The 1,526-nt window shown below is 60.6% G+C and carries 2 protein-coding genes; both read right to left on the bottom strand.

The window, feature by feature from the left end:
* On the bottom strand, positions 1–1,148 hold a 1,148-nt coding region (locus HMPREF3096_RS17325; protein ID WP_141749338.1), incomplete at its 3' end, for a ParB/RepB/Spo0J family partition protein.
* A gap of 68 nt (positions 1,149–1,216) precedes the next feature.
* Positions 1,217–1,465 carry a DUF905 domain-containing protein gene (locus tag HMPREF3096_RS17320; protein ID WP_020314938.1) on the bottom strand — a complete coding sequence of 83 codons (249 nt, stop codon included), beginning with the start codon at positions 1,463–1,465 and terminating at the stop codon, positions 1,217–1,219.
* Positions 1,466–1,526: the final 61 nt, after the last annotated feature.

Raw genomic sequence — 1,526 nt, 5'->3', positions numbered from 1 at the left:
ACGCCACAGGCCGCTTTCTGCTCCGGTGTCCATGCCCGGATCGATGCTGCCTCTTCAATCTCGTCAATCAGCACCTGAATGGCGGCTTCATCTTCATACGTCGCCGTGGCTTCCTGCGTGGCGTACAGTTCATCGAGACGCCGCTGCTCGTCAGCGCTGAGTTCACCCTCCGGCTCCGGCAGGACCAGATAATGCTCGCGGTCGTCACCGTAATTCCGCACCGCCCCTTCCCGTGCCAGTGACCATGACCAGCCCTCCTGCATTTCAACAGCCAGCGCGGCGGACTCCAGCTTCTCCTGCACCAGACGCCCGACCAGTACCCCGTCTGCCGTTCCGTCGCCCTCCTGCGCGCTGAACAGGTCCTCGCGCACTTCGCCCCCTGCGGCCTCATACGCTTCGCGCCCGACAAACATAAATCGGGCGTCGCGAACCGATATTTCGGTGTCCGTGATGGCGCGTTTCAGCATGTGAGCCGGAGCGTAGCTGTGCTGCGCCTTCACGCGCTGGTAAATCTCCACCTGACGCGCCGGGTCACTTTCCAGACTGAGCGCCTGACACTGCTCCACATCGAGCGTGTTCTCTGCCAGCAGGGCAATCAGTTCCGGGGCAAGGCTGGCGAGCTTCAGCATGCGCTGGACGTGGCGCGAACTGTACCCCAGCTGGTCCCCGATTTGCGCCGGGGTCTTGCCCTGCTCAGACAGCGTGCGGAAACCGCTGATTTGCTCTGCCGGGTGCATCGCCACCCGGTTGTTGTTCTCGACCATCGAAGCCACTACTGCCAGTTCGTCGCTGACACGCTTCACGATGACCTGATGCCCGGCATCGATGCGCTGCTCGCGTTGTAAAAGCTGCAGGGCCGCCAGACGACGACCGCCCGCTGCGACGCCCGACAGGCCGTCCGGCAGCGTGTGAACCACCAGATTCTGAATGAGGCCGACCGCGAGAATGGAGTCAGCCATTTCCCGGACGCTCTCCGGCGGATACGGGATGGTGCGGACGTTCAGCGGGGATTTGACCAGCGCCGACAGCGGCACCATCTCAATCTGTGCGGCCTCAAGCGCGGCTTTCAGGGCGGCGGATTCGGCAGGTTTTACCACTTTTTTGCTGGTTTTCGCGGGGGTTTTTGCTTTAGACTCGGTCACTGACATGATTGATTTCTCTCCGATATTAGTTAATGTCTGCCGGGCAGACCCATCTGCCCGGCACCTCTTAAGGCTTACTGCGTTTTGCGTACTCCGTAGTCCCGGATATAACGGTTCATCAGGAACTCACCGCCCGGTTCAAAATTCCAGACACGCCAGACCATGCTGCCGTCATCCTGATGACGGACGACGAGGCGAAAATGCGTCCCCTGGTCATCCTCAATCGCCACATTCTGATACTGCGCCGCGACCGCTCTGGCCTGCTCGCGGGTAAACGTGCCATCTGACAGGGATCCCAGCGGAGGTTTAACGTTGTGATTCATGTGTTTCTCCTTTAACTGCCCCGCCTGAGCGGGGCGTGTTCATCATGGTTTAAAAGGGCGC

Origin of the sequence: Klebsiella sp. HMSC25G12 (genome assembly GCF_001807705.1) — a bacterium.
GTDB classification, from domain to species: Bacteria; Pseudomonadota; Gammaproteobacteria; order Enterobacterales; family Enterobacteriaceae; genus Klebsiella; species Klebsiella variicola.
Note: the sequence above shows the minus strand (reverse complement) of the source record. Positions and strands in the feature narration are given on the sequence as shown.